The sequence below is a fragment of the Streptomyces sp. NPDC048473 genome (assembly GCF_043200155.1).
In the GTDB taxonomy this organism is placed as follows: Bacteria; Actinomycetota; Actinomycetes; order Streptomycetales; family Streptomycetaceae; genus Streptomyces.
In genome coordinates, this window is record NZ_JBICXE010000025.1 from 59,676 (window position 1) to 83,057 (window position 23,382).

The following is a 23,382-nucleotide window of genomic DNA, read 5'->3' on the forward strand; positions in this document are numbered from 1 at the left end:
TGACCACGTGGCCGCCCCGTACGCCTTGAATCAGTCTGTGAAATCATTCGCGGCACCTTCGACAGGGCGATTGCAAAGTTCCGGTGAGTGCGTGAACGTGCAGGTCACGGCGGTGTGACGATATCTGGTGGGCCCGGTCCGTGCGCAACGAAGCTCCGGTTGATGCGGGTGACCTGTCCAGTCGCCTGCACCGTCCGGAGCTTCGATGTGCCGTCAGTCTGCCACCGCCTGCCTGATCAAGTCGCCCACCCGTCAGCACCGGTTGATCGGACCACTGGCCCTGCGGCTGGAGACCTTGGCCGATCCCCGGCATCGGCGCGGGAAGCGTCACCCGTTCGTGAGCGTGCTGTTGGTGGCCTGCTCAGCCGCGATCGGCCAGTGGTCATCGAGGGCTCCGCAGGACACCCTCGCCCGGCTCGGCGCCCGCACCACGACTGTCTTCCAGGTGCGCATCGCGCCGAGTACGGCGACCATCCGCCGAGTCCTGAACGCCGCCTGCCCCGGCGGCCTGGCCGATCTGCTCGGGCATGACCCGGGCGGGGCCGGGACCCTGGCGGTGGACGGCAAGAGTGCCCGCGGTTCGCGCCACGGCGAGATCCCAGCCGCTCACCTGCTCGCCCCGATCACCGGTGCCGGCCTGACTGTCACCCAGCTCCGTGTTCCCAGCAAGACAAACGAAATCACGTGTTTCGACGCCCTGTTGGCGCCCTACGACCTGGCCGGCGTCACGGTCACCGCGGACGCCCTGCACTGCCAGCGTGATCACGCCCGATTCCTCGTCGAGGAGAAGAAGGCGCACTACGCCTTTACCGTGAAGCGCAACCAGAAGAACCTGCACCGCCAACTTGCAGCTCTGCCCTGGGGGAAGGCGAGCGCGAAGTTCTACGACCGCACCACCGCTCACGGGCGCCTGGAAACCCGCGTCGTGCAGGCCCTGACCATCACCGATCTTGACATCGACTTCCCCCACGCGGTCCAGGTCGCGAAGATCGTCCGGCACCGTACCCAGCGCAATACCGGCAAGCGCAGCCGCGAGACCGTCTACGTCATCACGGATCTGACCAGCCGCGAAGCTTCCCCGTAACGGCTCGCGAAGATCGTCCGTTCGCAGTGGGTCATCGAGAACCGGCTCCGTTTCGTCCGCGATACGACCTTCACCGAGGACGCCTCCAAGGTCCACACCGGGCACGGCCCGGACAACATGGCCACCTTCCGAAGCTTCGCCATCAACACGCTGCGAGCCTCCGGCCACACGAACATCGCCGCCGGCCTCCGCGAAATGTCCTACGACAGCTTCTGCCGACCGCTGGACCTCATCGGCCTCGCCTGACCTGCACTCATCCGAGATCAAAAGACTTTGCAACAGCCCTGGCACCTTCGACGACCCGGACCAGAGGCGTTTCGGATCAACAGCTCGCGCTGGGCCGGCTTGTGAAGCTCACGACTGGGCCATCCACCGTGTCAGTTGCCTGAACGTCAAATACGCTTTGCGGAAATGCTCGCTCGAGGGACAGACGCCAAGCGTCGGCGATCTCTTGAGCCAGGGCGAGGGCATTGGCTTGGGATTCAGCGTCATCGTCGATATCAACGTACAGCCATAGTCTGAATTGATTCAGGGTTGCCTCGATGGAAGCGACATCCCCATTCAATTCATTGTGCCACAGGCGAAAGTTGCCGGGGTCGTACGAGCGGTCCCAGAGGACACATCCCTCCACCTCGACGAACCGCGGAAGGAAGACACGCGACAGGGCGATCCATTCGGCCGGCCCAGCGGACTGGGAAAGGAAGTCCAGGTAATCGGCGTCGCCACCCGAGGCTTCCACCCACGCCTTGATCAGAGGATCTTTCATGGGGTCCATCCGGCATCCCTCATTGTGGCAGTTCGTCAGGCCTGGCAGGTCTCGGCATTTTATCCCAGGTAAGGAATACTTGCCCTGTCTTGGGGTTTTCGTTCTTGTGTGTTTCGAGTACATGAGGTGCCGGCACCCCGCCGTGCGGCTTGGAGTCAGGGTCCACATCGACGCGCTTCAGCGGGAGTCCATCCTCGTCGTACACAGCGTAGGCAGTCACGCTCCCGTCCTCCTTGCGGCGCACCAGGACTTCGCCCGGATCGGCGGACTTGGGGAAACGCCCGCTGAAGGGAGTCGCATGCGAAAGATCTATCCCACACTTGGGCGCCAGGCCGAGCGGGTCTATCCAACCCAGCGCGTTCAAGACATAGGCGTGGTGATTGACTGCCGGTTCCAGACCCAGCGGGTCCGGGCTGATGTACCGGGCTGTTTCGGGGTCGTAGTAGCGGAAGTAGTTGTAGTTCAGGCCGGTTTCAGAGTCGGCGTACTGGCCGGGAAAACGGAGTGGGCAGTCCGCGGACGTGATGTCCGTCGCAGTCGGATGGCTCGTGCCCCACAGGGTGGTGCGGCGTTGCCAGGCGAGTTCCCCGTCGGGCGAGACCAGTTCGGCCGGTGTGCCGAGAGTGTCCGTGATGACGGCGTAGAAACGGGTGCTGAAGTCGGTGGCTGTGTCCTGGGCCAGTTTGGCCAGCAGTGACGCGCCTTGTTCCCGGGGCAGCGGCCTGTGGTCGGTCTGGGTGAGCGGGCGGTGGGTACCGGGGGCGTAGTCCCAGGTGGTGACCTGGCCGTCGGACGTCGTCTGTTCGGCCAGACGTATGTCGTCCCAGGTGAATTCCGTGCGGTCGGCGGTCGAGCCGTCCTCTGTCAGCCGGTGCTTGGATATTCGGCGGCCCAGTGGGTCGTACGCGTACCGCCAGCGGTCGCCGTCCGGTGTCACCGCCTCGGTCAGGCGGTCTTCCGCGTTCCAGGCGTACGTCCAGAGGAGCCGCTGCCCGTTGAGGAGCTTGCGGGTCTTGCGGATCAGGCGGCCCTGGGCGTCGTGTTCGTACGCCGTGCGGCCGGCGCTGCGGATGAGGGTTCCGGTGAATTCGCGGTCGCCGGCGCTTTCGTGGGCGGGGGCCGTGGCCTGGGTGAGGTTGCCCGCCGTGTCGTAGGCGTACGTCTCGGTCCAGCCGTGGGCTCGGACGCCCGTGACACGGCCGGTGCTGTCGAGGTCGAACCGGCGGGTGCCCGAGGTGAGTTCGCGGATCTCGGTGAGGTAGCCGTCCTCGCGGTAGGCGTAGGTGCGGTGCTGGAGAAGACGGTCGGCCTCGTTCACGCGGCCCGAGAGGGTCTGTTCGGTGAGGCGGTGGGCGGCGTCCCAGTTCTGGGTGAGCATGACGCTGTCGCCGAGGCGGCGCTCGGTCTCGCGGCCCGCCGCGTCGTACGTGAAGGCCAGCGAGCCGGCGTCGGTGCTGAGCCGGGCGGGCCGGCCTGTCGGGTCGTAGGTCCAGTGCGAGTTCAGCCCGGACGGGGTGGTTCGCTGTATGACACGGCCGAGGACGTCGTACGCGTAGGCGGTCGTGCGGCCGTTGACGGTTTCCGTGAGCGTACGGCCCAGCGCGTCCCGCGCGATGGAGACGTCCACGTCCACGTTGGCCGTGTGGATCAGATCGCCCGACGCACCGTAGGTGTAGGTGGTGGCGTCGCCCGCGTCGGTGCGCTGCTCGACGACGCGACCGAGCAGGTCCCTGGCGAAGCGCAGCGTTTCGCCGGCGCCGTTCGTGCGGGATGTCAGGCGGCCCGCCGCGTCGTGTGTGTAGGTCAGTGCCCGGCCGTTGAAGTCGGTCTCCGTGACCAGCCGCCCTGCCTCGTCGTACGTGTACGACCAGGTCAGTCCCTGCGGGTTGGTAACCGCGGTCAGCCGGAGTTCGGTGTCGTAGGTGAAGGCGTACGCCGTGCCGTCCGGGCCCGTGCGGGTGGCGGGGACGTCGAAGTGTGCCGCGGTGCGATGGGTGGCGTTGCCCGCGGGATCGGTGTGGGTGAGCAGGTTGCCCTCACCGTCCCAGGTCCAGGATTCGCGCGTGCCGTCCGGGTACGCGCGCCACGTCGGCTTGCCTTCGGTGGTCCAGCCCGTGCGGGTGGTCCGGCCGAGCTGGTCGACGACTTCGACGACGCGGCCGAAGGGGTCGCGACGCGCGACCGTGGTGTGTCCGAGCTCGTCGGTGACCGCGACAGGCAGCCCGGCCGCGTTGGACGTGACCCTTCGGGTGTGGCCCAGGGCGTCGGTGACGGTGGACAGGTGACCCGACTCGTCGTAGGCGCAGCGCGTTTCGGTGCCGAGAGGGTCGGTCGTGGTGAGCAGGTTGCCCAGCTTGTCGTAGGTGTGCAGCCAGGTCGAACCGCCGGGTTCCACGACCGCGACCGGCCGGCCGAGCGCGTTGTATGTGGCTCGGGCGGCGGACTGGTCCGGCAGCGTCACCGCCGTGAGGTTGCCGGCCTCGTCGTACGTGTAACGCGTCGTACGGCCCAGCGGGTCGGTGACCGAGAGGGGCTTGTCGCCCCTTTCTGCCCACTGTGTGCGGGTGGTGTGGCCGAGTGGATCGGTCTCCTCGACAACCATGCCTGCGGAGTTGTACCGGTGCGTGGACCGCCGGCCGAGGGAGTCGGTGTACGTGGTGGTGCGCGCCTCGTCGTCGTAGGCGAGGGCCCCGGAGAGGAAGCCCTCGCTGCCCTCGGTCCGCTCGACGCGGCCGCCGGCGTCGTAGAAGTAGGTGAACGAGGTGCCGTTGCGGTCGGTCCAGGAGGTGACCCGTCCCTCGGCGTCGTACGTGAAACACAGCGGTTCACCGCTGGAGTTGACGACCTCGGTGAGGTTGCCCGCCGCGTCGTAGCCGTACCGCATCACGACCGTGCCGGCACCCGCGCCATCGGGCCGCACCGGCTCGTACCGCGAAGGTGCCTGGTCGAGCAGGCGCAGGGCGGTGATGCGCGGCCCTTCGGTGTCGACGGCGAGGTAGTAGCCGCCGGAGTGGCGAAGCGCGGTGGGGATGCCGTCGGCCGTGCGCTCGACGTCGATCTGCGCGCCGTTGCGGTCGTGCCAGCTTTCCAGGGGAAGGTGGAAGACACCGTGCGTGCCCGAGGGCAAGGGGGTGCTGAAGGTGCGGACGACTCCGGACGCCGGGTCGGTGATGGTCATGACGCCGTCGGGCTTGCCGTCCCATTCGAGCGGCCAGCGGGCGCCCTTGACGGGCAGTACGGGCCCGCCCGGCTGCGGAACGGGGTAGACCAGACGCATCCCGTCGGAGGCGGCGAACACCACCCCCTCCCCGTCGATCTGCAGGCACTCGTCCAGCGTGGAGACCCAGGTGGGGCCGAAGCAGACTCCGCCACGGTACGAAGACAGATGAGTGCGCTCGAAGACCAGCGGGAGTCCCGCCGGGAGCGTCAGGTCGGTCTGCGTCATCAGCATGGCACCGGTCGCCACGTCGATCGGCTCTCCCACGCACGGAGTGCTCTTGCACGGCCGGGCCGCCGGCCCGATTTCCACCAGGTCGGGGCGGAGCGCCGGGGGCCGCAGCATCAGCGGCACGCCGTCCGTCCTGAAGAACAGGCCTCCCTCCACACCGGCTTTCGCCGCACCGCCGGCGGCACCGAACACCCCGCCGTAGATCATGCCGTCCTTGGCCGCGGCGTTGATCTCATCCAGGCTGAAGCCCGTCTGCATGCCGGTGGCGATCTTCAGGGGTTGGGCGACCGCGAGGTCGATGGTCACCGACTCCATGCTGCCGAAGGCCGCCGCGACCAGTGCGCCGGCGGCGATCTCGGCGACGGTGGTGGAGACGGCGACACCCATGGTGACGCCGAATTCGATCAGCGCCTCGGTGGCCAGAGCGGCGGCACCCGCAGCAAGTCCGGCGGTGAAGAAGGCCAGCGCGATGCCGCCCACTATGACCGCGGCATCAATGCCTATCTGTGTCCATAGCTTGTTGATGGCGTCATCGATAGCGTCGGCGAACTTGTCCAGTGCCTTCGCCATTTCCCGCGACGACGTTGCGAGGTCGCTGAGCCAGCCCGCGTCGTTGTCCTTGGCGTAGCGTTCCCAGAACGTCGAAAACGCCTCGATCGCCTCACCTGTGTTGTTGCTGATCAGCGAGGAGGCCGCGTTGTTGACCGGCGTACGGACATCGTCCACCGAGTCCGCGAAGGTCCGCCACGCGTCGGCAACGCTGCGCAACGTGCCGGAGTTGGCATCCGGCCACCACAGGCCCACCTTGAGCAGAAGGTCTTTGGCCTCGTCCTCAATGCTCACTTGGCACCCTTGTCGTGGCCTTCGCCGTCCGCCGGCCGCGCCTTCTTGAACATTCCGGCGATCAGCTCGTCGTTGTCCACGTGCCCGTCCGACATATCGGCCATCGCCTCGTGAATGCTGACCAAACCGAGAACAAGGGTGCCGGCGGCCCTCTCGATGGCCTTCTGCTGGGGGCGGTAGGCGTCACCGAACTTCTTGCCCTGCTCGTCATCGCCCCATGGCGCGCCCAGCCCGTCCAGGGTGGTGACGAGCGTAGTGAGCGCCGTGCTCAGGTTCTTGCCCTGCGTGTGGAAGACCGGCGCCGTCGACTTGATATCCGCCGTCTTGATGTCCAGGACCTTGCCGCTGTCCTTGCCGTCACCCACGCGTGATGCCTCCCCCGATACCAACTGCGAGTCTCAACACTAGCGTTGATCATTCATGAGCACTTGTCGGTTCGCCGTCGGGGGGCTCCGGTCGTTGTCCCATGCACGGATTTCCCGGGGGCGGGGCAGGTCGATGGCCCGTCTGTCACGAGGCGTCACGATTGTGACCGGTCCGCTCGCAGGAGCCGGCCCTCACCGCCGGTGAACCCGATGCCCTGGAACGAGGCACCGGTCACCACGGGTTCGGACCCGGGCTCCTGGTGAAGGCCGAGCGAGGCGTGGTCCTGACGGAGATGAAGCACATGCTTCTCATGCCGTCCCCCTGTCCGTCAGACGTGACTTCGACCCGCCACACCGCCCGCCGCCCCCGCCAGCGCGTCCAGCACCGGCGCGATCAGCGGATGCCCCTCCGCGCCGTGCCGCACCGCGGCGAAGACCCGGCGGGTCGGCGCGCTGCCCTCCACCGGCCGGACCACCACCCCCGCGAGATCCATCCCCCGCAACGCCGACCTCGGCACCAGCGCCACCCCGGCACCCGCGCCGGCCAGCGCGACCACCGCGCGGAAGTCGTCCGAGGAGTGCTCCAGCCTCGGCTGGAACCCGGCGAATTCGCAGGCCAGGACCACCACGTCATGGCACGGGTTGCCGGGGTACGGACCGATCCACGGGTCCTTCTCCAGGTCGGCGATCGCCACCTGTTCCTGGCAGGCCAGCCGATGCCCGACCGGCAACACGGCGTCGAACGGCTCCGAGTACAGCGGCACCCGGGTCAGCCGCCGGTCGTCCTCACCCGGCGCGCCCCGGTACTCGACGGCGACCGCCACATCGACCTGCCGGTCCAGCACCATCGGCACACTCGCATCGCCCTCGGCGTCCTGGACGCGGACCCGGATGCCTGGCGCGGTGAGCGTCAGTTCGGCTATCGCGGGGGCGAGGACCAGGCCGATGCCGGTGGCGAACGCGGCGACCGTGACCGTACCGGCGTCCCCCGCGCTGTATGCGGCGAGCTCCGCCTCGGCCCGCTCCAGCTGGGCCAGCACCGCGTTGGTGTGGGTCAGCAGGATCTCCCCTGCGGCGGTGAGCCGGACGCCGCGCGCGCTGCGATCGACCAGCCGGTGCCCGGTCTCCTGCTCCAGCGCGGCGAGCTGCTGGGAGACCGCGGAGGGCGTGAGATACAGCGCGGCGGCTGCGGCAGTCACCGTGCGGTGGTCCGCCACCGCACGGAGAATGCGCAACCGCCGTGCATCAATCATGTGTCCCATTGTCCCAGGTCACGGGGGAAACCCTGCCGCCCGGGTGAGGCTGTCGGGCGGCGCTGACATGCGGGGCCGTACAGAGCCCCGGACGACGCCCCCGTCCCAGCCGCTACTCCCCCAGCGCCGCCCGCGCGTCGACGAACGCGTCCACGGCGCGGTTCACATCCGCCGTGGAGTGCGCGGCGGAGAGCTGGACGCGGATACGGGCCGCGCCCTGCGGGACGACCGGGTACGAGAACCCGATCACGTACACACCGCGCTCCAGGAGCAGCTCCGCCATCCGGCCTGCCTTCGCCGCGTCCCCGATCATGACGGGGGCGATGGCGTGGTCGCCGGGCAGGACGTCGAAGCCTTCCTCGGTCATCCGGGTACGGAAGAGCGCGGTGTTGGCATTGAGCTGCTCGCGCAGGTCGCCCGCGGCCTCCAGCAGGTCCAGGACCTTGAGCGAGGCCGCCGCGATGACCGGGGCGAGCGAGTTGGAGAAGAGGTACGGGCGGGAGCGCTGGCGCAGCAGCGCGACGATCTCGGCGCGGGCCGCGACATAGCCGCCGGACGCACCGCCGAGCGCCTTGCCGAGGGTGCCGGTGATGATGTCGACGCGGTCCATCACGTCGTGCAGCTCGGGCGTGCCGCGGCCGCCGGGGCCGACGAAGCCGACGGCGTGCGAGTCGTCGACCATGACCATGGCGTCGTAGCGCTCGGCCAGGTCGCAGATCTCGCGCAGCGGGGCGACGTACCCGTCCATGGAGAAGACACCGTCGGTGACGACGAGCCGGCGCCGGGCCCCGGACGCCTCCTTCAGCTGCGTCTCCAGGTCGGCCATGTCGCGGTTGGCGTAGCGGAAGCGCTTGGCCTTGGAGAGGCGGATGCCGTCGATGATGGAGGCGTGGTTGAGGGCGTCGGAGATGACCGCGTCCTCCGGACCGAGGACGGTCTCGAAGACACCGCCGTTGGCGTCGAAGCAGGAGGAGTAGAGGATCGTGTCCTCCTGGCCGAGGAACGTGGAGAGCCGCTGCTCCAGCTCCTTGTGGACCTCCTGGGTGCCGCAGATGAAACGGACCGAGGCCATGCCGTAGCCCCAGCGGTCCAGCGCCTCGTGGGCGGCGGCGATCACATCGGGGTGGTCGGCGAGACCCAGGTAGTTGTTGGCGCAGAAGTTGAGCACCTCACCGGGGCGGCCGCCCGCGGTGACGGCGACGGTCGCGGACTGCGGGGTGCCGATCACGCGCTCGGGCTTGTGCAGTCCGGCGGCCTGGATCTCGTCGAGGGTGGTGCGCATGTCGTCGCGTACGGAGTCGAACATGAGGGGTGTCTCCCAGCTGTCTACGAGGGCGTCGGGTCAGGAGGTCCAGTCGAGGATGACCTTGCCGCCGCGGCCGCTCGCCGCGTCGTCGAAGGCCGCTTCGAAGTCTCGGTAGCCGTACCGGCCGGTGATCACGGGGGCGAGGTCGAGGCCGCCCTCCAGCAGTACGGACATGGCGTACCAGGTCTCGTACATCTCGCGGCCGTAGATGCCCTTGATGGTGATCATCGAGGTGACGATGCGGGACCAGTCGACGGCGAACTCCTCGGACGGCAGTCCGAGCATGGCGATCCGGCCGCCGTGCGTCATGTTCGCGATCATGTCGCGCATCGCCTCGGGCCGGCCGGACATTTCCAGGCCGATGTCGAAGCCCTCGCGCAGGCCGAGCTTCTGCTGACCGTCGGCGATGGTCTGCTCGCCGACGTTGAGGGCGAGGCTGACGCCGACCTTCCTGGCCAGTTCGAGCCGGGCCTCGCTGACGTCGGTGATGACGACGTTGCGGGCGCCCGCATGCTTGGCGACGGCGGCGGCCATGATGCCGATCGGTCCGGCGCCGGTGATCAGTACGTCCTCGCCGACCAGCGGGAACGACAGCGCGGTGTGCACGGCGTTGCCGAACGGGTCGAAGATCGCGGCGACGTCGAGGTCGACGGGGACCCGGTGCACCCAGACGTTGGACGCGGGCAGGGCGACGTACTCGGCGAACGCCCCGTCCCGGCCGACGCCGAGCCCGAGAGTGGAGCGGCACAGGTGGCGGCGGCCCGCCAGGCAGTTGCGGCACTTCCCGCAGACCAGGTGGCCCTCGCCGCTGACCAGGTCGCCGATGTTGATGTCGACGACATCGGCGCCGGTCTCCGCGACCTCGCCGACGAACTCGTGGCCGAGGACGAGCGGGGTCTTCACGGCCTGCTGGGCCCAGCCGTCGTAGTTCCGGATGTGCAGATCGGTGCCGCAGATGCCGGTGCGGAGCACCTTGATCAGTACGTCCGAGGGGCCGATCTCCGGCTCGGGAACGTCCATCAGCCAGAGTCCCGGCTCGGCCTTCTGCTTCACGAGTGCCTTCACGGCTGCGGCTCCCTGCGCTGGTACGGCGTTGAGTACCCCGGGCCGGGGGCAGCCTTGAGGAAGCCTGCGGCCCGGGGAAGAAAAGAGGGACGGCATGGCAGCACGCGTCGATCGGCTGCCGCGCACCATCCTCTGCCGTCACGGAGAAATCTGCCGCACCCCGCGCCACAGGTCCATCGAGGTTTTCTTAAGCGCGCCCGCAGCTCCGCTTCATGCCTTCCCGCCGCTCCGCTTCATGCCTTCCCGCAGCTCCGCTTCATGCCTTCCCGCAGCTCCGCTGTCAGCCCCTTGCGCAGCTGCGCTTCAGACCTTTGCGTACGGCCCCAGGAAACGCGCCCGCCCGTCCTCGACCCGGTAGAGAAACATCCCCGTCTCGTACCGCACCTGATGGCTGGCGTAGAAGGACAGCGTCCGGGTGATGCCCGGGTGGCTGATCCGGTCGGCAAGGCGGCGTTCGATGCGCACGGCCTGTTCGTCAGCCAGGCGTACCGTTTCGCGGCCGACGTCGGTGATCCGGGTCTCCAGCATCTTCAGGTGCCATGGGTACGCCGGCTTCGAGGCGCTCGTCCGCGGTCGTTCCCATGGCGGCGAGCATGCAGCCACGAACAGTTGGCAAGCCTGGCCATGTTGTCAATGCTTTGATATAACTCAAGCAATGGATACAGAGACTCCTTCAGCGCGCAACAAGACGGTCCTGATCACCGGCTCCACCCAGGGGCTGGGCCGCCATGTCGCACTCGACCTCGCCGGCAAGGGCGCGACACTGCTGCTGCATGGCCGCGACCGTGGGCGGCTGGACCAGGTCGCCGCAGAAGTGCGCGCGACCGCGCCGGATGTGCCGGTGCGCACCTACCTCGCCGACCTGGCCGACCTCGACCAGGTCCTGGCCATGGCCGCCCGCATCCTCGATGCCGAGTCCCGGCTCGACGTCCTGGTCAACAATGTCGCCATAGGCTTCGGCACCGACCGCACCAGGCGCGAAGTGAGCCATCAGGGCCACGAACTGCGCTTCGCCGTGAACTACTTGGCGCCCTGCCTTCTGACCCGCGAACTGCTGCCGCTGCTGACCGCCTCCTCGCCCGCGCGAGTGGTCAACGTCGCCTCGATCGGGCAGGCACCCATCGATTTCGACGACGTCATGCTGGAGCGCGGCTACGGAGGTGTTGATGCCTACTGCCGGAGCAAACTGGCAATGATCATGTCGACGTTCGACCTCGCCGCCGAACTCGTGGACAGCAGGGTCACCGTCAACGCGCTGCACCCAGCACACCTGATGGACACCCCGGGAGTGCGCGAGTCCGGACTCACTCCCGACGTCGGCATCGACGAGGGGGTTCGGCCGACCGTCCGGCTGATCACCGACCCGGCCCTGGAGACCGTGACCGGCAAGTACTTCGAGCAGTTCACCGAGAGCCCGGCCCACGAGCAGGCCTATGACTCGACGGCACGAACACGGCTCGCAGCACTGACCCGTAACCTCCTCGCCTGATCACGACGGTCAGCCGCGAACGCGACGACCAGCCGCGAGGTGGGAAAACGGGCTCACTGCGCGGCCTCATGCGCTCGCCCACCACCGAAGGGCCGGCCGCGCCGAACAGGCGACCGGCCCCTGGAAATGCGCCGGCGATCAGTCGCCGAGCTCCTGCGGCGGGTTGTCGCGGCCCGGCACCTCATTGGGTGCCAGGACGCGGCTGTCGCCCGGGTACGGCTTGGTCCATCCGGTGGACGCGTACCAGGTGATCCGGTTCAGCTGGGCGGGTTCACCTGGTCCTCGACGGGGTGGGAGCCACCCGTGCTCTTCGCCTGGATCGCACTCCATGCCTCCCACTGCGCGGCGATCTCCCGCAGATGGGCGGGCACCTGCGGGCGCTGCGCGCCGCTGTCGGCCGCCTTCGCGGCAGCCGCCGAGGCGGGCTTCTTGAGGCCGTAGTCCGCTGCCCTGCCCCCACGTGGGGCACCGGGGAGATCGAGACCATGACGGACTCCACCGACAACGTACGGCTGGACAGCAAGGGTTCACTGGAGGTCGTCCCCGCCCTCAGGAACGGTACGTGGTACTCCGGCCGCGCCCGACCGCCGGCGGCGCCACCGTCGGCCCCGCCACCGAGCCCGGTCACCCGATGCGCGTCCAGCACGTCACCGTCTCGACCCGGGAGGCCGCCACCCGCTCCTGACCGGTCACGCTCCCGCCCGGCCTGCACTTCCCCGGCCGGGCGGGAGCGTGCGGGGAGGGCCGGGATCGGAGTGCTGCGTTTCAGGAGTTGTGCAAGAAGTCCCTGATATGCCGGGCGAGTTGTTGCGGCTGGTCCTCGGGAATGAGGGTGTAGCTGTCGGCGATCTCCACGAGTTCACCCTTGGGCAGCATCTCGGCGAGCCTGCGCCCGTGCTCCGGCGGCATGACCTTGTCCTCGGCCGCCCAGGCCACCAGCGCCGGACGGTCGAAGGTGCGCAACTTCTCGGCCCACCGCAGGAGTTCGCTCCTCGGCGGCACTCCGAGGACGTACTTCCGCAGATCCCGCCGGATCTCCTTGGACGTCCACAACGGCTGGAACCACGCGTCCATCACCTCGTGCGGCACCGGGCGCTTGCTCATCCACCCCCAGGTCATGGGCAGCCGTCGCATCGGCTTCGCCTTCAACAAGGAGAAGGCCAGCTTCAGCCCGCCGGGCAGTTTCGCGGAGGTGCGGAGATTGCTCCCGGGCAGCCCCGGCGGAAAGTTGTCGAACGCCTCGCAGGAGGTGATGACGAGCCTCCCGATCCTCTGCTCCCGCCCGTCCGCGACGAGGGCCTGCGCCCCGCCCCAGTCGCTCATGACGAGGGTGACATCGGCGAGTTCGAGCGCATCGAGAAACTCCGCGACCAGCCGGGCCACACCGAGGACCGACAGGTCGGCGTCCGGCTTCATGGGCCGGCGGTGGCCGCCGAGCGGCAAGGTCGGTACAACACATCGGTAGTCGGAGCGCAGATCGGCAACGACATGCCGCCAGAGTGATCCGTCCATGGCCACGCCGTGCAGCAGGACGACGACGGGGCCGTCGCCGCCGGTGTCCTGGTACTCCACGGGACCTGCGGACAGTTGGACCTCGGACGCTCGCGGTACGGGCGATGTGCGGGACTGTTCGGTCACGACGGTGCACTCTCCTGGGTTGCCGTCGGGCAGGGCGGCGTGCTGCCCCGAACCTACGCCAGTGGCGTAAGCAATCGGATCGGTCGGGCGGTGGGCTGGATTCGGGCGTACGCATGGCCCACCGACCCCTCCCTCTCCGCCCAGCTCGCCCTTGTCGCCTACCGCATGGGGCCGACCCAGGACGCGGCCTCGAGACTGGTGAGTACGGAGAACACGCCGCTGGCCACCAGACTGCCCGGCTCGGCCGGCTCCGTCTACACGGTGGCGTACAGCCCGGACGGGCACACCCTGGCCACCGGGACCGTCTATGAGAACACCGTCCGACTGTGGGACGTCACGGACCCGAGCGACCCGGTGTCGCTGGGTCGGCCCCTGCCCGTAGAGCGCTCCGTCGACTCGGTCCTGTCAGTGGCGTTCAGCCCGGACGGGCACACACTCGCCGTCGCCGGCCACAGCGGCGACCACAGCGGGGGCCCCGCCGGCAATGGCATCGTCGACCTGTGGGATGTGACCAGCCCGAGCCGCCCGGCCTCGCTGGGCAGGCCGGTGAGCATCGACATCAGCTCTGTCATATCCGTGGCGTTCAGCCCCGACGGACACACCCTGGCCGCCGGCAGCGCCGACAACACCGTCCGCCTGTTGAACGTGACCGACCCGACTCGAACCGCACCTCTGGGCCGGCCCCTGACCGGCCCCACCAGCAGCGTGTTTTCGGTGGCGTTCAGCCCCGACGGGCACACCCTGGCCGCGGGCAACGCCGACGGCGCCGTCGATCTATGGAGCCTGCCGCCGACTCTGGTGGCCGGAGCCGGCGGCAACGTCGCATCGGTGGCGTTCAGCCCTGACGGGCACACCCTGGCCGCCGGCAACCAGAACGGCACCGTCAGCCTGTGGAACACGGCCGACCCGGACCACCCCACTCCCCTGGGCCGTCCCCTGAACGGGCCTGCCCAGCCCGTCGACTCGGTAGCGTTCAGCCCTGACGGGCGGACTCTGGCCGCCGGCGACAGCGGCGGGACCGTCAGCCTGTGGAACACAACCGGCCCGGGCCACCCCACCCGCCTCGGGCAACCCCTGACCGGACCCGACGGCGCGGTCTTCTCAGTGGTGTTCAGCCCCGACGGACACACCCTCGCCGCTGCCGGCGACGGAGAATCCGGAAGGATCAGCCTGTGGAACGTGACCGACCCAAGCCATCCCACGTCCTCGGGCGGCATCGGCGCGAAAGCCGCGAAATTCGTTCAGACATTGGCGTTCAGCCCCGACGGGCGCACTCTCGCCGCCGGCGGCGACAGCAGCAACGGTGCCGTCGGCCTGTGGAGAGTGAGCGATTCCTACACGCTCGTCCGCGTCGGCCAGCCCTTGATGCCCCCCGGTACCTCCGCCTGGGTGGCGTTCAGCCCCGACGGACACACCCTCGCCGCCACGACCGACGACGGCGTCGCCGGCCTGTGGAATCTGAACGTCGACGCCGCGATCCGGCGAATCTGTGAGAGCAGCGCCGGTGCCCTGAGCCATCAGCAGTGGAAACGGCATATTCGGCAGCTTCCGTATAAGCCGCCGTGCCCGGGCGGCTGACGACTGAAGCGCCTCGGTGCTTCAGTAGCGCCGGTCCGGGGTGGTGCAGGCTGCACCGTCGATTCGGGAGACAGCTCCGCTGCGCACGGCCGGGGCTGCGAGGAGAGTTGATCACGTAAGCGAGGCCGCCCCGCACGAGGACGGCCGGTCACTTCCCCGCACAGGAGACGTCGCCCATGAAAGCCATGCTCTGGACTCTGTTCGTAGCCGCTCTCGCCGCAGCCGTCTGCTTCACCGACTTCAGTGACCTCACCGGCACCACGTCGATCCTGGCCCGGGTGGCCGGCGCGGTCGTCGCGGTCGGCTCCGGGATCGGCCTGTGGCTGACGCGGAGCGGCGAATCCGCCCAGGGCAGTGCCGAATAAGGCGTGTTGCAGAAGGTTGTGTTCCGAAAGGTCAGGGCCGGATTCGGTGGTTCTGGCCACGCGGTCGGGGCGAAGTTGTGCATGTGGGCGACAGCCTGAACCGCGTGATGGAGGCCGTCGCCCCGTTGTCGGCAGTCGCGGAGGATCTTGTAGTTCTTCATGCGGGCAAAGGCGTGCTCGACGCTGGCTCCGACCCGGCGCACGGTTGCCGGTGAGCACCCCGACAGTGGCGCAAATTGCCGCGCTGTGAGGTTCGTTGGCTCACCATCTGCACCTGTCCGAACCCTCCGGGCCCGCAGGTGCCGCTGCGACTTCTGCGGCGTCAGGCCAGGGACGCGGCGCGGGTGGGGTCGATGGCGTACTGAAGAGGCTGGTCCCCTATGAAGCGGCGGAGTTCGTCGAGCACAAGCTGTCCGAGACGGTGACGTTCGGCCCCGAGGGCACCGCCGAGGTGGGGTGTCAGGACAACGTTGGGAAGGGTGAAGAGTGGCGAGTCACGGGCCGGAGGCTCCGGGTGCGTGACATCGAGTACAGCGGTGAGGTCGGGTCTGGCACGCAGGACCTCCACTGCGGCTCGCTCGTCGATGAGCGCGCCACGCGCGGTGTTGATCAGCGTCGCGCCCGGCCCCAGGGAGTTCAACAGCCGTGCCCCGATCGTGCCGTGGGTCTCAGGCAGGAGTGGTGCGTGAAGACTGACGACGTGGCAGGTGGCAAAGAGCTCCTCAATGCCGACGAGCCGGACGCCCGTCCGCCGGGCGGTGTCTGCGGAGGCGATGGGGTCCGTGGCGAGGATCTCGATGTCGAAGCGGCTGAGGTGGGCCGCAACGAGACGACCGATGTGCCCGAGCCCCATCAAGCCCACGCGTGACCGGTAGGCACCCGGGACCTTGGGATTGTGAGGAAAGCGACGGCTGCTCGCCACCTCCCGGGTGATGCGGTGTACCTGCTTCAGTCCGAGGAGGACCTGGGCGAGAGTGAACTCCGCCACCGGAATGGCGTTGGCCGCGGCCGCGGAGACGATCGGAATACCGCGTGCCCAGAAAGCGGGCGTGGTCAGGTGCCGCACCGAGCCCGCCGCGACGAGGACGGCCTGCAGCTGAGGGGCATGCGACAAGAAGGCGGCATCGAGGACGGGTGCGCCCCAGCCCGTGAGCAGGACGTCGATCCGTCCCAGCACGTCGGGATCCTCGTCGAGCTGCTGTCGTGTGAGAGGCGGCCCCTGCCGGTGCACGAGCCGGTCGATTTCGGCCAGAACCTCGCGGGGATAGACGTCTGCCCTGCGTTCTTCCTCCATGACCAGCAGCGCTGTCGGTCTGGGTGCCGGCTCGTTCATATCGGTTGCACTCCTCAGCTCTTCCACTGACGGGCCGTCGGTGAATCGACTCGCGACCCCTGGTCGGGCGTGTGGGGAAATGTCTGGCCGGATGTCGAAGATTGGCGTGACTTGTTCAGCGCCCCGACAACGCACTGCAACACGATACATCGGATGACTGAAAAACCCTCAAGTGAAGCTTAACCGCCTGGCGTTCGCTGTCCCGGCGACTGTCACGATCGTGCACAATGTTGGGCGTTCGGCGCCTTGCGTGACTGAACTGCCGTTCTTTCAGGTAATACTGCGGGACACCGCACCCCTCGCGGGGGCGCCGAACTGCGGGGGCGGCGCACGGAGACGCATCTGCGCAGATCTCGCGAGCCATCGCAAGATTTTTGTATTCATCGGACTATTGACCGACGATTCGGTCCCCGTTAGCGTCCCCAGTAAGCGCTTTCCAGGCCAACTGTGATGCGGGAAACGGGAGTTGTCATGCAGAGATCGCGGTGGGTCGGTGCGGGTTTCCTCGCTTCGGCACTGGTCCTCACCAGCTGTACATCCGGGCCTGCGGGAGTGGACGCCAAGCAGAACTCCAAGGCACCGCTCGAACTGTGGACCAGGACGACACCGGGCGGACCGGGAGAGCAGGGCACGCTCAGAGTCGCTGCCGCCTTCGAGAAGGCCACGGGCTACAAAGTCAAGGTCACGGCCATCTTCGACGACTTCGAGACCAAGTTGCAGCAGCGGGCCGCGCAGAAGAACCTCCCCGACATCGTCATGAACGATGTGACGCAGCTCGGTGCCATGCACAGCCAAGGCCTGCTCCGGGAGATCGACCTGGACAAGGTCAAGAGCAGTAAGCAGGCCGTCGGCCAGGCGCTGGACTCCGGCAAGAGCGTGGACGGCAAGCAGTTCGGCCTGCCGTACTCGGCGCAGGCGTCCGCACTGCTCATCCGCAAGGACTGGCGGGAGAAACTGAAGCTCCAGGTCCCGCAGAACTGGGACGACTTTGCCGCGATGGCCGAAGCCTTCACCACCAGGGACCCCGACGGTGACGGCAAGAAGAACACCTTCGGCCTCGCCGCTCCCCTGTCCACCAAGCGCGGATACGCCTCCTGGTACTTCTCCAACTTCCTCTGGGCCGCGGGCGGAGACTTCATCACCGAGGCCGGAGACGGCACGTACAAGCCCGCGATGACCACGAAGCAATCGGTCGAGGCCGTGCAGTGGTTCCGCGGCCTCGGCTGCAAGGACAAGGTCATCCAGCCCGGTGCCGTCACCATGGAGACCCCGCCCACGAATGAGACGTTCGAGGCGGGCCGGACCGGCATGTTCGTCGTCGGCCCGTACCTCATGCCTCGCTTCGATGAGACCCTCGGCAAGGACAAGTACGAGGTCGTGCCGATGCCCAAGGGTCCGAAGGACGCCACCGTGCTTGCCGAGGGTGGCTCCATCTACCTGATGGCGGGCTCCGAGAACCGGGCGGGCCAGGACGCCTTCGCCGACTTCGCCATCTCCGCCGAGGGCCAGAAGACCGGGATGCAGGGCGACACCGGCTTCACCGTGCAACTGCCCGTCAACAAGACGGTGGACATCTCCAAGGTCCGCCCCGACCCCCGCTGGGCGACGTACGCCAAGGCGTACCAGACCTCCGGACGGTACGCGCCGTCCATCCCGAACTGGACCCCGGTGCGACAGACCACCGCGGATACCGTCAACGCGCTGATGGCCGACTGCGGCCTGAACGTCGAGACCAAGCTGGGCGAGCTCGACAAGCAGCTCGCCGACATCCTCAAGGAACAGGGAATCGCCGCGTCATGAGTCTCGACCAGGCGAAACCGGCCGCCCCCGCGGCGGCCGGCCCCGGCGCCCGGCCAACGGGCCGCCCGCCCGGCGGGGCCGCCGCCGACCGCCGCGGCCGCAACCGCCGGGCGGGCCGATGGTGGACGCCTTGGCTGTTTCTGGCCCCGGCACTGCTCCTCTTCCTGTACTTCAAGTTCATCCCCATGGCCAACGCGCTGACCATGTCCTTCCAGGACGTCCAGCCGTATCTCGGGAACAAGTGGGTCGGCACCGAGAACTACTCCACGGTTCTCCAATCCGACGGCTTCCGCGAGGCCGCGTGGCACACCGTCGTCCTCGCCGCCGGGCAGACAGCCGGCTCGATGGCTCTCGGCCTCGTACTCGCGCTGCTGATGGAAGGACAGGGCCGCCGACTGGGATTCGTGCGTTCCGCGGCGTTCCTGCCGGTCGTGGTGCCCATCGCGGTCGTCGCCGAACTCTGGCGGATCATGTACCACCCGACCGAGGACGGCATGCTCAACTCCATCCTCGGCCTGGTGGGGCTCGGCCCCTCGGGATTCATCAACGACCCCGACACGTCGATGGCCTCCATCATGCTCACCGGCATCTGGCGGGGCGCCCCGTACGACATGATGATCTTCCTCGCCGGGCTCACGAGTGTGGACCGCGGTCTGTACGAGGCCGCGAAGGTCGACGGTGCCTCCAGGCTGCAGCGGGTGTGGCATGTGACGGTGCCCGGACTGCGGTCGGTGTTCTCGATCCTGTTCATCCTCGCCGCGATCCGCGGACTGCGCGTGTTCACCGAGGTGTTCCTGCTCACCAACGGCGGGCCCGACGGCTCCACCGAGGTCGTGATGACCCTGATCTACAAGCTCGGGCTGGAGCAGAACCGACTCGGCGTCGGCGCGGCGGGAGCCGTCCTGCTGTTTGTCGCGACGCTGATCCTGACAGTCGTCGTCCACCTGTTGCGACGGAGGGAGAGCAAATGAATGCCCCGAACGAGACCGCGCTGGGCCTGACCGAGAGCAGGAGCCCGGGCGGGCGGATCCTGAAGGCCGTCACCTACCTGCTGGTCCTGATCGTCTTCGCCGGGCCCCTGCTGGCCCTGCTGGTCAGCGCCTTCGGCCATGTCAAGGACCCGACACAGCTGAGCATCATCCCCTCGGGCGCCACTCTGGACAACTTCAGGATCGCCTTCGACCAGGGCGTGCTCGCGTACCTGCTGAACTCGTTCTTCGTGGTCGGCTTCGGACTGCTCCTCCAGGTGGCCGTCTCCGTCCTGGCCGGATACGCGCTGGCCAGGAAGGTCTTCCCCGGGATGACGCTGGTGCTCGTCGCCATCCTGGCCACGCTGATGCTGCCCGAGGAGATCCTGGCCCTCCCGCTGTCCTTGATCCTCGCCGATCTGCCGGTCGTCCACTTCAACCTCATCGGCACCCTGGCCGGAATGATCGTCCCGTTGGGAGCCTGGGGATTCTCCATCCTGGTGATGACCGAGTTCATGAAGGACGTGCCCCGGGAACTCGAAGAGGCCGCCCGTATCGACGGTGCGGGCGACCTGCGCATCTTCGCCCAGATCATCCTGCCGATGTGCAAGCCCGCGCTCGGGGTCATCGGAGTCTTCGGTTTCACCATGATCTGGGACCAGTACCTGCTGCCCCTCCTCGTCTCCACCGACTCCTCCTCCTACACACTCCCCCTGGCGCTGCGAACCCTGCGGATCGACCCCGCCGTCACCCCCGGAGTGGTGATGGCCGCCTCTCTGCTGGCCCTGCTTCCCTCCGTGATCGTCTTCCTGTTCTTCCAGCGCTCCTTCGTCCACGGTCTGACCTCCGGCGCCCTGAAGGGCTGACACCGCGAGCCGTCCGCCCGTCAGGCGCGCCCCGCGACGCGCTCGCCCGCCCGCCCGAGCGGTGCCCGGCCTGCGGGCCTACGCGTGGCGACGAAACCGCCCACCTGGCACGTGTCGCCCCGCCGGCCGGCTGCGCGAGGACGTCCGTCAGCCGGTCTGAATCCCGCCCGCGCCCGCCCTATCTCGAACCACACCGCACAACCAGCCCTCCGGTCGCGCCAACCGGAGCGCCGAACACACCACCGGACGCCGACGACAAGGAGCGATGCCCCCATGACCCCGAGCACTGACACCCCATCGGCGTACCCGTCCGCGCCCGCCACGCCCCCGAATCCTGCAGTGACCCCGGAGACGACCTGGTTCACCAATGACCGGTTCGGCATGTTCGTCCACTGGGGCCTGTACTCCCTCGCCGCACGGCACGAGTGGGTCAAGAACCGGGAGAAGCTCACCGACGAGCAATACCGGGTCTACTTCGACCACTTCGATCCCGACCGCTACGACCCGGTCCAGTGGGCCAAGGAGGCCAGAGCGGCGGGCATGCGGTACGTCGTCCTGACCACCAAGCACCACGACGGCTTCTGTCTGTGGGACAGCGCCCTCACCGACTACAAGGTCACCAACACCCCGCACGGCCGCGACCTCGTCGGGCCGTTCGTCGAGGCGTGCCGCGCCGAAGGGCTCAAGGTCGGCCTCTACTACTCCCTGATCGACTGGCACCACCCGTCCTTTCCCGTGGACGGCACCCATCCGCAGCGTGACGACGAGGAGTTCAAGGCCGCGACCGCCGACCGCGACATCCGCGACTACCAGCGCTATCTGCACGGTCAGGTCCGTGAACTGCTCACGTCCTTCGGACGCGTCGACTACCTGTTCTTCGACTTCTCGTACGCGGGCCGCAGTTGGTGGGGCGGCAAGGGCCCGGACGACTGGGATTCCCCGAAGCTTCTGGAGACGATCCGCGAACTCCAGCCGCACGTCCTCGTCAATGACAGGACCGGCCTTCCCGGCGACTTCGTCACCCCCGAGCAGTACCAGCCCTCCGCCCCCATGACCAAGGACGGGCGGCCTGTGCTGTGGGAGGCGTGCCAGACACTGAACGGAAGCTGGGGCTACGACCGCGACAACCTCGACTACAAGAGCGCCGACCTGCTGATCCGCATGCTTGTCGACGGGGTGTCCAAGGGCGGCAACCTGCTGCTCAATGTCGGCCCCACCGGCCGCGGCGACCTCGACCCGCGCGCCGTCGCCGTCCTCGGGGAGATCGGCAGGTGGATGGAGCAGCACGAGCGGTCGGTCCACGGCTGCGGCCCGTCCCCGTACACCGCCCCCACCGAGTGCCGGTACACCCAGCGCGGCGACCGGCTCTACGTCCACCTGTTCGCCTGGCCGTTGCGCCATCTGCACCTGCCGGGACTCGCCGGCCGGGTGCGCTACGCCCAGTTGCTGAACGACGCGTCCGAGATCACCCAGGTCCATATCGACCCGGACCGGCCCGCGCTCAACACCGAGATGGGCGGGCAGCCCGCCGGAACGCTCACGCTCCAGGTCCCCGTCCAGCGCCCCGACACCCCCGTGCCCGTCATCGAGCTGTACCTGGTCACTCCGGCCGACCGGGCCGACGGCTGAGACAGGTCCCGGCCCCCCGATCCATCACCACACTCACGGAGGCATCATGCAACGCCGCACGTTTCTCATGGGTACCGCGGCAGGGGCGGCGCTGGTCGCCGTGCCCACCGGCGGTCTCCTGACCGCAAGCGCGTCGGCGGCCCCGGCCGCCGTCGGCTCGCTGGACGAGCTCCAGGCCGCGATCGACCATGCACGACCCGGTGACCGGATCGTCGTCGCCGACGGCAGATACACCGTCCCGTCGGACAGGCCCGTCACCATCCGGAACAAGCAGGGCACCGAGCGCGCGCCCGTGACCGTCGTCGCCCAGTCCCGCGGCGGCGTCGTCTTCGACGGCGCCCACAGCTTCGTCTTCGACCAGTCCAGCCACATCACCGTCAGCGGCTTCTCCTTCCGTCAGAGCAGCACCTTGGAGGTCCCCGAGACCTGCTCGCACATCCGGCTCACCCGCAACGATTTCCAGCTCGCTGACATCGAGGGCGTGCACTGGGTGATGGTGCGTGCGGACGACAGCTCGGTTGACCACAACCACTTCCACGGCAAGAGCACGCTCGGCATCTACCTCGGTGTCGAGGGCGCGGGCACGGAGGAGATGGCCCAGCGCGTCCACGTGTACCGGAACTACTTCTCCGACCACAGCTTCGCCGGGTCCAACGGCGGTGAGCCGATCCGGCTCGGCGTCAGCCCCCGGGCGCTGTCCAGCGCCCACGCCGTCGTGGAGTACAACCTGTTCGAGCGCGCCAACGGTGACCCGGAGGCGATTTCCGTCAAGAGCTCGGACAACGTCATCCGGTACAACACCATCCGCGACAGCCTCGGCGGGATCGTCCTGCGGCACGGCAACCGCAACCGGGTGGAGGGCAACCATCTCATCGCCGGCACGGAAGGTCTGCGGATCTACGGCAACGACCACCTGATCGTCAACAACTACCTCGCCGACCTGTCCGGGCGGGCCCTGGTGATCGGTAGCGGTTCGGCCCGCGACCACCTGCCCGGCGAAACGCCCGAGGAGCGCCGCGGCAACGACGCACCCGACCGGGTCGTCATCGCGTACAACACCCTTGTGAACAACCAGAACACGCTCTCCGGGGAGAGTCAGCGTCCGCACGAGCCGCGGGACGTGACCGTCGCCGACAATCTGCTCGTCGCGGACTCGGGCGAGCTGGTCGCGATGGCGAACACCGTTCGGTTCACCTGGTCGGGCAACATCCTGTGGGGCGCTGCCGCCGACGGCAACATCCCGGTCGGTGGCTACACCCGTATCGACCCGAAGCTGGTGACGGGCCCGGACGGCGTCGCCCGGCCGGCCCCGGACAGCCCGGCGATCGACGCGGGCACGCTCAGACGGCCGCCCGTCACCCACGACATCGACGGGCACCCGCGCGGCCGGGCCCGGGACGTGGGCGCGGACGAGTACTCGAGCAGGCCACCCAGGCGCCGGCCGCTGACCCCGGCCGATGTCGGCCCCCACTCCCGCTGAGCACGCGCCCGAGAGGGACAGCCGGTCCGGTTCGCCTCCGGCTGTCCCCACCGCCGGTCACCCGGCACGTCCAGCCGCGGGGGCTGTACGGATCGGCCCGGTACGT

20 protein-coding genes and 1 pseudogene are annotated in these 23,382 nt (G+C 68.4%); 11 read left to right on the forward strand and 10 right to left on the reverse strand.

Going from position 1 to position 23,382, the window contains the following annotated elements:
* Positions 1 to 205 precede the first annotated feature (205 nt).
* Together ACGFU7_RS31560 and ACGFU7_RS31565 are read left to right on the forward strand one after the other, a co-directional pair.
* Positions 206 to 1,084: an ISAs1 family transposase gene (locus ACGFU7_RS31560; protein WP_393700321.1), complete on the forward strand. Its 879-nt coding sequence runs from the start codon at positions 206 to 208 to the stop codon at positions 1,082 to 1,084.
* 117 nt (positions 1,085 to 1,201) lie between these two features.
* Complete coding sequence (locus ACGFU7_RS31565; protein ID WP_393700323.1) at positions 1,202 to 1,330, forward strand: hypothetical protein; 129 nt, start codon at positions 1,202 to 1,204, stop codon at positions 1,328 to 1,330.
* 76 nt (positions 1,331 to 1,406) lie between these two features.
* On the opposite strand, the gene ACGFU7_RS31570 is transcribed toward ACGFU7_RS31565, so the two are convergent.
* From ACGFU7_RS31570 to ACGFU7_RS31600, 7 genes are all read right to left on the reverse strand, one after another.
* Positions 1,407 to 1,859: a hypothetical protein gene (locus tag ACGFU7_RS31570; protein ID WP_393700325.1), complete on the reverse strand. Its 453-nt coding sequence runs from the start codon at positions 1,857 to 1,859 to the stop codon at positions 1,407 to 1,409.
* Positions 1,860 to 1,869: 10 nt separating this feature from the next.
* The gene (locus ACGFU7_RS31575) at positions 1,870 to 6,141 is read right to left on the reverse strand and encodes an RHS repeat-associated core domain-containing protein (protein ID WP_393700326.1); all 4,272 of its coding nucleotides are present in this window, start codon (positions 6,139 to 6,141) and stop codon (positions 1,870 to 1,872) included.
* Positions 6,138 to 6,506 (reverse strand): hypothetical protein, encoded by a 369-nt coding sequence (locus tag ACGFU7_RS31580; RefSeq protein ID WP_393700327.1) that lies wholly within the window; start codon positions 6,504 to 6,506, stop codon positions 6,138 to 6,140. Before ACGFU7_RS31580 ends, ACGFU7_RS31575 begins: the two co-directional genes overlap by 4 nt.
* A 329-nt stretch (positions 6,507 to 6,835) precedes the next feature.
* Complete coding sequence (locus tag ACGFU7_RS31585) at positions 6,836 to 7,759, reverse strand: LysR family transcriptional regulator (protein WP_393700328.1); 924 nt, start codon at positions 7,757 to 7,759, stop codon at positions 6,836 to 6,838.
* A gap of 112 nt (positions 7,760 to 7,871) precedes the next feature.
* Complete coding sequence (locus ACGFU7_RS31590) at positions 7,872 to 9,065, reverse strand: glycine C-acetyltransferase (protein WP_393700329.1); 1,194 nt, start codon at positions 9,063 to 9,065, stop codon at positions 7,872 to 7,874.
* Between the two features lie 36 nt (positions 9,066 to 9,101).
* Positions 9,102 to 10,130 (reverse strand): L-threonine 3-dehydrogenase, encoded by a 1,029-nt coding sequence (gene tdh, locus ACGFU7_RS31595; RefSeq protein ID WP_393700331.1) that lies wholly within the window; start codon positions 10,128 to 10,130, stop codon positions 9,102 to 9,104.
* A gap of 303 nt (positions 10,131 to 10,433) precedes the next feature.
* Positions 10,434 to 10,658 carry a hypothetical protein gene (locus tag ACGFU7_RS31600; RefSeq protein WP_393700332.1) on the reverse strand — a complete coding sequence of 75 codons (225 nt, stop codon included), beginning with the start codon at positions 10,656 to 10,658 and terminating at the stop codon, positions 10,434 to 10,436.
* A gap of 127 nt (positions 10,659 to 10,785) precedes the next feature.
* Between ACGFU7_RS31600 and ACGFU7_RS31605 the strand changes: the two genes are divergently transcribed.
* Both ACGFU7_RS31605 and ACGFU7_RS31610 read left to right on the forward strand, forming a co-directional pair.
* A complete protein-coding gene (locus ACGFU7_RS31605; RefSeq protein WP_393700333.1) occupies positions 10,786 to 11,619 on the forward strand; it encodes an SDR family NAD(P)-dependent oxidoreductase in 834 nt (277 codons plus the stop codon).
* A gap of 562 nt (positions 11,620 to 12,181) precedes the next feature.
* Complete coding sequence (locus ACGFU7_RS31610; RefSeq protein ID WP_393700335.1) at positions 12,182 to 12,304, forward strand: hypothetical protein; 123 nt, start codon at positions 12,182 to 12,184, stop codon at positions 12,302 to 12,304.
* 80 nt (positions 12,305 to 12,384) lie between these two features.
* On the opposite strand, the gene ACGFU7_RS31615 is transcribed toward ACGFU7_RS31610, so the two are convergent.
* Positions 12,385 to 13,257, reverse strand: a complete 873-nt coding sequence (locus ACGFU7_RS31615) for an alpha/beta fold hydrolase (RefSeq protein WP_393700336.1) — start codon at positions 13,255 to 13,257, stop codon at positions 12,385 to 12,387.
* Positions 13,258 to 13,347: 90 nt separating this feature from the next.
* Between ACGFU7_RS31615 and ACGFU7_RS31620 the strand changes: the two genes are divergently transcribed.
* Together ACGFU7_RS31620 and ACGFU7_RS31625 are read left to right on the forward strand one after the other, a co-directional pair.
* Complete coding sequence (locus tag ACGFU7_RS31620; RefSeq protein ID WP_393700338.1) at positions 13,348 to 14,835, forward strand: WD40 repeat domain-containing protein; 1,488 nt, start codon at positions 13,348 to 13,350, stop codon at positions 14,833 to 14,835.
* 176 nt (positions 14,836 to 15,011) lie between these two features.
* Positions 15,012 to 15,200 carry a hypothetical protein gene (locus ACGFU7_RS31625; protein WP_393700443.1) on the forward strand — a complete coding sequence of 63 codons (189 nt, stop codon included), beginning with the start codon at positions 15,012 to 15,014 and terminating at the stop codon, positions 15,198 to 15,200.
* A gap of 68 nt (positions 15,201 to 15,268) precedes the next feature.
* Here the strand turns inward: ACGFU7_RS31625 and ACGFU7_RS31630 are convergent.
* Together ACGFU7_RS31630 and ACGFU7_RS31635 are read right to left on the reverse strand one after the other, a co-directional pair.
* Positions 15,269 to 15,400: pseudogene (locus tag ACGFU7_RS31630) on the reverse strand (IS5/IS1182 family transposase); the annotation flags it as partial.
* A 122-nt stretch (positions 15,401 to 15,522) separates the two neighbouring features.
* Positions 15,523 to 16,533, reverse strand: a complete 1,011-nt coding sequence (locus ACGFU7_RS31635; protein WP_393700339.1) for a hydroxyacid dehydrogenase — start codon at positions 16,531 to 16,533, stop codon at positions 15,523 to 15,525.
* 471 nt (positions 16,534 to 17,004) lie between these two features.
* On the opposite strand from ACGFU7_RS31635, the gene ACGFU7_RS31640 reads away from it, so the two are divergent.
* The 5 genes from ACGFU7_RS31640 (at position 17,005) to ACGFU7_RS31660 (ending at position 23,276) form a co-directional block, all read left to right on the forward strand.
* Positions 17,005 to 18,333, forward strand: coding sequence for an extracellular solute-binding protein (locus ACGFU7_RS31640; protein ID WP_393700341.1), 1,329 nt, complete (start codon positions 17,005 to 17,007; stop codon positions 18,331 to 18,333).
* Positions 18,330 to 19,304 (forward strand): carbohydrate ABC transporter permease, encoded by a 975-nt coding sequence (locus ACGFU7_RS31645; RefSeq protein WP_393700342.1) that lies wholly within the window; start codon positions 18,330 to 18,332, stop codon positions 19,302 to 19,304. The genes ACGFU7_RS31640 and ACGFU7_RS31645 overlap by 4 nt, the downstream gene beginning before the upstream one ends.
* The gene (locus ACGFU7_RS31650) at positions 19,301 to 20,167 is read left to right on the forward strand and encodes a carbohydrate ABC transporter permease (protein WP_393700344.1); all 867 of its coding nucleotides are present in this window, start codon (positions 19,301 to 19,303) and stop codon (positions 20,165 to 20,167) included. Before ACGFU7_RS31645 ends, ACGFU7_RS31650 begins: the two co-directional genes overlap by 4 nt.
* A 273-nt stretch (positions 20,168 to 20,440) precedes the next feature.
* On the forward strand, positions 20,441 to 21,796 hold the full coding sequence (locus ACGFU7_RS31655; RefSeq protein WP_393700346.1) for an alpha-L-fucosidase: 1,356 nt from the start codon (positions 20,441 to 20,443) through the stop codon (positions 21,794 to 21,796).
* Positions 21,797 to 21,842: 46 nt separating this feature from the next.
* Entirely contained in the window at positions 21,843 to 23,276 is a 1,434-nt protein-coding gene (locus tag ACGFU7_RS31660) for a chondroitinase-B domain-containing protein (RefSeq protein ID WP_393700348.1), read from the forward strand.
* The last annotated feature ends 106 nt before the right edge of the window (positions 23,277 to 23,382 follow it).

Excerpts from the sequence above, each read along its gene's own strand:
- ACGFU7_RS31650 (WP_393700344.1), top strand. The coding sequence starts at position 19,301 with ATGAATGCCCCGAACGAGACCGCGCTGGGCCTGACCGAGAGCAGGAGC.
- ACGFU7_RS31625 (WP_393700443.1), top strand. The coding sequence starts at position 15,012 with ATGAAAGCCATGCTCTGGACTCTGTTCGTAGCCGCTCTCGCCGCAGCC.
- ACGFU7_RS31660 (WP_393700348.1), top strand. The coding sequence starts at position 21,843 with ATGCAACGCCGCACGTTTCTCATGGGTACCGCGGCAGGGGCGGCGCTG.
- ACGFU7_RS31570 (WP_393700325.1), bottom strand. The coding sequence starts at position 1,859 with ATGGACCCCATGAAAGATCCTCTGATCAAGGCGTGGGTGGAAGCCTCG.
- ACGFU7_RS31640 (WP_393700341.1), top strand. The coding sequence starts at position 17,005 with ATGCAGAGATCGCGGTGGGTCGGTGCGGGTTTCCTCGCTTCGGCACTG.
- ACGFU7_RS31565 (WP_393700323.1), top strand. The coding sequence starts at position 1,202 with ATGGCCACCTTCCGAAGCTTCGCCATCAACACGCTGCGAGCCTCCGGC.
- ACGFU7_RS31590 (WP_393700329.1), bottom strand. The coding sequence starts at position 9,065 with ATGTTCGACTCCGTACGCGACGACATGCGCACCACCCTCGACGAGATC.
- ACGFU7_RS31655 (WP_393700346.1), top strand. The coding sequence starts at position 20,441 with ATGACCCCGAGCACTGACACCCCATCGGCGTACCCGTCCGCGCCCGCC.
- ACGFU7_RS31605 (WP_393700333.1), top strand. The coding sequence starts at position 10,786 with ATGGATACAGAGACTCCTTCAGCGCGCAACAAGACGGTCCTGATCACC.
- ACGFU7_RS31560 (WP_393700321.1), top strand. The coding sequence starts at position 206 with ATGTGCCGTCAGTCTGCCACCGCCTGCCTGATCAAGTCGCCCACCCGT.
- ACGFU7_RS31645 (WP_393700342.1), top strand. The coding sequence starts at position 18,330 with ATGAGTCTCGACCAGGCGAAACCGGCCGCCCCCGCGGCGGCCGGCCCC.
- ACGFU7_RS31635 (WP_393700339.1), bottom strand. The coding sequence starts at position 16,533 with ATGAACGAGCCGGCACCCAGACCGACAGCGCTGCTGGTCATGGAGGAA.
- ACGFU7_RS31600 (WP_393700332.1), bottom strand. The coding sequence starts at position 10,658 with ATGCTGGAGACCCGGATCACCGACGTCGGCCGCGAAACGGTACGCCTG.
- ACGFU7_RS31585 (WP_393700328.1), bottom strand. The coding sequence starts at position 7,759 with ATGATTGATGCACGGCGGTTGCGCATTCTCCGTGCGGTGGCGGACCAC.